General features: G+C 55.4%; 1 protein-coding gene, 2 tRNA genes and 3 rRNA genes. All 6 read left to right on the top strand.

Features of this window, described 5'->3' with window-relative positions:
- The first annotated feature begins 217 nt into the window (after positions 1-217).
- The 6 genes from EJE94_RS14525 (at position 218) to EJE94_RS14500 (ending at position 6492) form a co-directional block, all read left to right on the top strand.
- A 16S ribosomal RNA gene (locus EJE94_RS14525) occupies positions 218-1755 on the top strand.
- A 58-nt stretch (positions 1756-1813) separates the two neighbouring features.
- Positions 1814-1890 (top strand) — tRNA-Ile (locus EJE94_RS14520).
- A gap of 134 nt (positions 1891-2024) precedes the next feature.
- Positions 2025-2100: transfer RNA gene (locus EJE94_RS14515), tRNA-Ala, on the top strand.
- Positions 2101-2336: 236 nt separating this feature from the next.
- Positions 2337-5217: ribosomal RNA gene (locus EJE94_RS14510) — 23S ribosomal RNA — on the top strand.
- A gap of 110 nt (positions 5218-5327) precedes the next feature.
- Positions 5328-5441, top strand: a 5S ribosomal RNA gene (rrf, locus tag EJE94_RS14505).
- Together the 16S, 23S and 5S rRNA genes with 2 tRNA genes alongside form the textbook arrangement of a ribosomal RNA operon.
- A gap of 82 nt (positions 5442-5523) precedes the next feature.
- Positions 5524-6492: an acetyl-CoA carboxylase carboxyltransferase subunit alpha gene (locus EJE94_RS14500; RefSeq protein WP_121243191.1), complete on the top strand. Its 969-nt coding sequence runs from the start codon at positions 5524-5526 to the stop codon at positions 6490-6492.
- Positions 6493-6510: the final 18 nt, after the last annotated feature.

Genomic DNA, 6510 nt, shown 5'->3' with positions numbered 1-6510 from the left:
CCAAACAGCCGATAGGTGTAGGTGCTTGTGGGGCTGGAGGCGGTGGTGGGGTTTGTTCCCGAGATCGAAGGGGCAAGCTGGGAGGAATTCCGACCCTTAGGGGTTACGCTGCTGCTGAAGCTAAGAGTATAGAAGCAAGCACTTACACGAGATATACAGTAAAGGTTAGATGCAAGTCTGACCTCTGATATTCGTTTGAGTGAGTTTTGACAAGATTGAACTGAAGAGTTTGATCCTGGCTCAGATTGAACGCTGGCGGAATGCTTTACACATGCAAGTCGAGCGGCAGCGCGGGGGCAACCCTGGCGGCGAGCGGCGAACGGGTGAGTAATGCATCGGAACGTACCCATTTGTGGGGGATAACTATCCGAAAGGATAGCTAATACCGCATAAGTCCTGAGGGAGAAAGCAGGGGATCGCAAGACCTTGCGCGAATGGAGCGGCCGATGCCGGATTAGCTAGTTGGTAGGGTAAAGGCCTACCAAGGCGACGATCCGTAGCTGGTCTGAGAGGATGATCAGCCACACTGGAACTGAGACACGGTCCAGACTCCTACGGGAGGCAGCAGTGGGGAATTTTGGACAATGGGGGCAACCCTGATCCAGCCATTCCGCGTGAGTGAAGAAGGCCTTCGGGTTGTAAAGCTCTTTCGGCAGGAACGAAACGGTTTGGGTTAATACCCTGAGCTAATGACGGTACCTGAAGAAGAAGCACCGGCTAACTACGTGCCAGCAGCCGCGGTAATACGTAGGGTGCGAGCGTTAATCGGAATTACTGGGCGTAAAGCGTGCGCAGGCGGTTCTATAAGACAGATGTGAAATCCCCGGGCTTAACCTGGGAACTGCGTTTGTGACTGTAGGACTCGAGTGTGGCAGAGGGGGGTGGAATTCCACGTGTAGCAGTGAAATGCGTAGAGATGTGGAGGAACACCGATGGCGAAGGCAGCCCCCTGGGTCAACACTGACGCTCATGCACGAAAGCGTGGGTAGCAAACAGGATTAGATACCCTGGTAGTCCACGCCCTAAACGATGCGAACTAGGTGTTGGGGAAGGAGACTTTCTTAGTACCGCAGCTAACGCGTGAAGTTCGCCGCCTGGGGAGTACGGTCGCAAGATTAAAACTCAAAGGAATTGACGGGGACCCGCACAAGCGGTGGATGATGTGGATTAATTCGATGCAACGCGAAAAACCTTACCTACCCTTGACATGCCAGGAACTTGGTAGAGATACCTTGGTGCCCGAAAGGGAGCCTGGACACAGGTGCTGCATGGCTGTCGTCAGCTCGTGTCGTGAGATGTTGGGTTAAGTCCCGCAACGAGCGCAACCCTTGTCATTAGTTGCCATCATTTAGTTGGGCACTCTAATGAGACTGCCGGTGACAAACCGGAGGAAGGTGGGGATGACGTCAAGTCCTCATGGCCCTTATGGGTAGGGCTTCACACGTCATACAATGGTCGGTACAGAGGGTTGCCAAGCCGCGAGGTGGAGCCAATCCCAGAAAGCCGATCGTAGTCCGGATCGGAGTCTGCAACTCGACTCCGTGAAGTCGGAATCGCTAGTAATCGTGGATCAGCATGCCACGGTGAATACGTTCCCGGGTCTTGTACACACCGCCCGTCACACCATGGGAGTGGGTTTCACCAGAAGTAGGTAGCCTAACCGCAAGGGGGGCGCTTACCACGGTGGGATTCATGACTGGGGTGAAGTCGTAACAAGGTAGCCGTAGGGGAACCTGCGGCTGGATCACCTCCTTTCTAGAGCACAAGGCTCTGTGAGCACCTACAACCTATCGGTTGTTTAACCCTGAACAGCGGGTCTGTAGCTCAGCTGGTTAGAGCACCGTCTTGATAAGGCGGGGGTCGTTGGTTCGAACCCAACCAGACCCACCACGCATGAGCTGACTCGAGCCGGGCACGACGCAAGGTTCGAGAATCGAGCAGACCGAGGCGCGAAGGCACGCCGCATAGCTGGGCTATGCAAGTGCTGGAGCAACGATGGGATGCGATGATTATCGAAGCTTGAGGGGGGATTAGCTCAGCTGGGAGAGCACCTGCTTTGCAAGCAGGGGGTCGTCGGTTCGATCCCGTCATCCTCCACCATCCCCTGCGAGAGAGAGTCGATATCAAAGGTTTGCTTTGATATCGGTTTTTACCGAAGGCTGTTTGGATCTTTAAAAACTAGGAAGAAGTAAAGGTGTTCGATCTGAGGAATTGGATCGGACATGGGTAGTGATTGCAAATTCTCGATTCCATCCTTTGAACCAGCGATGGAATTGAAACAAGCGCGAGTTGTGCCTGTAGCGTGACCTGGAGGGATCCAGGGCTCAACGTTATAGGGTCAAGCGACTAAGTGCATGTGGTGGATGCCTTGGCGATCACAGGCGATGAAGGACGTTGTAGCGTGCGAAAAGCTACGGGGAGCTCGCAAACAAGCTTTGATCCGTAGATGTCCGAATGGGGAAACCCACCCGCAAGGGTATCCCTGGCTGAATACATAGGCCAGAGGAGGCGAACTGAGCGAACTGAAACATCTAAGTAGCTCAAGGAAAAGAAATCAACCGAGATTCCCCAAGTAGTGGCGAGCGAACGGGGAAGAGCCTGCAAGATTTAACTGCCGCGTTAGTGGAACAGTCTGGAAAGGCTGGCCGTAGTGGGTGATAGCCCCGTACGCGAAAACCTGGCAGCGGAACTGAGCTTGCGACAAGTAGGGCGGGACACGTGAAATCCTGTCTGAAGATGGGGGGACCATCCTCCAAGGCTAAATACTCGTGATCGACCGATAGTGAACCAGTACCGTGAGGGAAAGGCGAAAAGAACCCCGGGAGGGGAGTGAAATAGATCCTGAAACCGCATGCATACAAACAGTGGGAGCCCGCAAGGGTGACTGCGTACCTTTTGTATAATGGGTCAGCGACTTACGTTCAGTAGCGAGCTTAACCGAATAGGGGAGGCGTAGGGAAACCGAGTCTGATAAGGGCGAATTAGTTGCTGGGCGTAGACCCGAAACCAGATGATCTATCCATGGCCAGGATGAAGGTGGGGTAACACCCACTGGAGGTCCGAACCCACTAACGTTGAAAAGTTAGGGGATGAGCTGTGGATAGGGGTGAAAGGCTAAACAAATCTGGAAATAGCTGGTTCTCCCCGAAAACTATTTAGGTAGTGCCTCGCATGGACACTTCCGGGGGTAGAGCACTGTAATGGTTGGAGGGGTCATTAAGATCTACTCCGCCATAGCAAACTCCGAATACCGGAAAGTGATATGCGGGAGACAGACGGTGGGTGCTAACGTCCATCGTCAAGAGGGAAACAACCCAGACCGCCAGCTAAGGTCCCCAATGATTGGCTAAGTGGAAAACGAAGTGGGAAGGCATAGACAGTCAGGAGGTTGGCTTAGAAGCAGCCATCCTTTAAAGAAAGCGTAATAGCTCACTGATCGAGTCGTCCTGCGCGGAAGATGTAACGGGGCTCAAGCCAATAACCGAAGCTGCGGATGCACAGTAATGTGCGTGGTAGGGGAGCGTTCTGTAGGTCTGTGAAGGTGTCTTGAGAAGGATGCTGGAGATATCAGAAGTGCGAATGCTGACATGAGTAGCGATAAAGGGTGTGAAAAGCACCCTCGCCGAAAGCCCAAGGTTTCCTGCGCAACGTTCATCGGCGCAGGGTGAGTCGGCCCCTAAGGCGAGGCCGAAAGGCGTAGTCGATGGGAAACGGGTCAATATTCCCGTACCGATCACAGATGCGATGGGGGGACGGAGAAGGTTAGCTCAGCCGGGTGTTGGACGTCCCGGTTTAAGCGTGTAGGCGTGCTGTCTAGGCAAATCCGGACGGCTTAGCTGAGGCGTGATGACGAGGTCTCTTTGAGATCGAAGTGAGTGATACCCTGCTTCCAGGAAAAGCCTCTAAGCTTCAGTCTGTGACGACCGTACCGCAAACCGACACAGGTGGGCAGGATGAAAATTCTAAGGCGCTTGAGAGAACCCAGGAGAAGGAACTCGGCAAATTGATACCGTAACTTCGGGAGAAGGTATGCCCCGGTAGCTTGTAGGAGAACATCCGAAGGGCGATGGGGCCGCAGAGAATCGGTGGCTGCGACTGTTTAACAAAAACACAGCACTCTGCAAAGGCGAAAGCCGACGTATAGGGTGTGACGCCTGCCCGGTGCTGGAAGGTTAAGTGATGGGGTGCAAGCTCTTGATCGAAGCCCCAGTAAACGGCGGCCGTAACTATAACGGTCCTAAGGTAGCGAAATTCCTTGTCGGGTAAGTTCCGACCTGCACGAATGGCGTAACGATGGCCACACTGTCTCCTCTTGGGACTCAGCGAAGTTGAAGTGTTTGTGAAGATGCAATCTCCCCGCGGCTAGACGGAAAGACCCCATGAACCTTTACTGTAGCTTTGCATTGGACTTTGACGGGACTTGTGTAGGATAGGTGGGAGGCTGTGAGGCGTGGTCGCTAGATCGCGCGGAGCCAACCTTGAAATACCACCCTGGTGTCGTTGAGGTTCTAACCTGGGCCCCTGAATCGGGGTCGGGGACCGTGCATGGCAGGCAGTTTGACTGGGGCGGTCTCCTCCTAAAGAGTAACGGAGGAGTACGAAGGTCTTCTAGGTACGGTCGGACATCGTACTGATAGTGCAATGGCAAAAGAAGGCTTGACTGCGAGACCCACAAGTCGAGCAGGTGCGAAAGCAGGTCATAGTGATCCGGTGGTTCTGTATGGAAGGGCCATCGCTCAACGGATAAAAGGTACTCTGGGGATAACAGGCTGATTCCGCCCAAGAGTTCATATCGACGGCGGAGTTTGGCACCTCGATGTCGGCTCATCACATCCTGGGGCTGTAGCCGGTCCCAAGGGTATGGCTGTTCGCCATTTAAAGTGGTACGTGAGCTGGGTTCAAAACGTCGTGAGACAGTTTGGTCCCTATCTGCCGTGGGCGCTGGATATTTGAGAGGGGCTGCTCCTAGTACGAGAGGACCGGAGTGGACGTATCTCTGGTGGACCGGTTGTGACGCCAGTCGCATCGCCGGGTAGCTAAATACGGAAGAGATAACCGCTGAAAGCATCTAAGCGGGAAACTCGCCTCAAGATGAGATATCCCGGGGACTCGATCCCCCTGAAGGGTCGTCGAAGACCACGACGTTGATAGGTCGGGTGTGGAAGCGCAGTAATGCGTTGAGCTAACCGATACTAATTGCCCGTGCGGCTTGACCCTATAACCTTGAGTTACATTCAACTCGGGTGCAACACGCGCCAATCACCACCCAATTTACTTCTTCCAATTACGCGGCCCGGACCACAAAACCCAGGCCGCTTCCCTTTCAGTCTGGTGCCCATAGCGAGGCGGAACCACCCCTTCCCTTCCCGAACAGGACCGTGAAACACCTCCGCGCCAATGATAGTCGGTTAACCTCCGGCGAAAGTAGGTCAGCACCAGACTCCCCATTCAGGCCCCCTCCCGGCAGATTGCCGCGGAGGGGGTTTTCGTTTGTGCCACTGCCTATCCGGTAGAATTCGCGCCATGAAAACGACTTTTCTGGACTTCGAGCAGCCCATCGCCGAGCTTGAGGAAAAAATAGAACAGCTGCGCTTCGTGCAGGACGATTCCGCAGTCGATATCTCCGAGGAAATCAGCCGTCTCGAGGCGAAGGGCCTGACGCTGACCAAGGATATCTACGCCAAGCTGTCGCCCTGGCAGATCGCCCTTGTCGCACGCCATCCGCAGCGCCCCTACACTCTCGATTACATCCCGCACCTCTTCACCGATTTCGAGGAACTCCACGGGGACCGCGCCTTCGCCGACGACCATGCGATCGTCGGTGGCCTCGCCCGTTTCAACGGCCAGTCGTGCATGGTCATCGGCCACCAGAAGGGCCGCGACACCAAGGAAAAGATTCACCGCAATTTCGGCATGCCGCGGCCCGAGGGATACCGCAAGGCATTGCGGCTGATGAGGCTGGCGGAGCGCTTCGGCATTCCGATCTTCACCTTCGTCGACACACCGGGCGCCTATCCCGGCATCGATGCGGAAGAGCGAGGCCAGTCCGAGGCCATCGGACGAAATTTGTATGAGATGGCTGAACTCAAGGTTCCGTTTATCACGACCATCATCGGTGAGGGCGGTTCCGGCGGAGCGCTGGCGATCGCGGTCGGCGACGCCATGCTGATGCTGCAGTATTCGACCTATTCCGTCATTTCGCCGGAGGGCTGTGCATCCATCCTCTGGAAGAGCGCGGAACGCGCGGCCGATGCCGCCGAGACCATGGGGATTACGGCTGCGCGCCTGAAGACCCTCGGTCTGGTCGATCGCATCGTCAACGAGCCGTTGGGCGGTGCCCACCGCGACCACAAGGCGGCCGCCAATTCCTTGAAGAAGGCACTGCAGGACGCGCTCAAGCAGGTCGCGGCGCTTCCCGCCGACGAGCTCATCGAGCGCCGCTTCGAGCGCCTGATGGGCTATGGCAAGTTCAAGGAACAGCCAATCCACTGACGGCGTGCTGGCGACATG

Source organism: Sulfurisoma sediminicola (assembly GCF_003865015.1).
Classification (GTDB): domain Bacteria; phylum Pseudomonadota; class Gammaproteobacteria; order Burkholderiales; family Rhodocyclaceae; genus Sulfurisoma; species Sulfurisoma sediminicola.
Note: the sequence above shows the minus strand (reverse complement) of the source record. Positions and strands in the feature narration are given on the sequence as shown.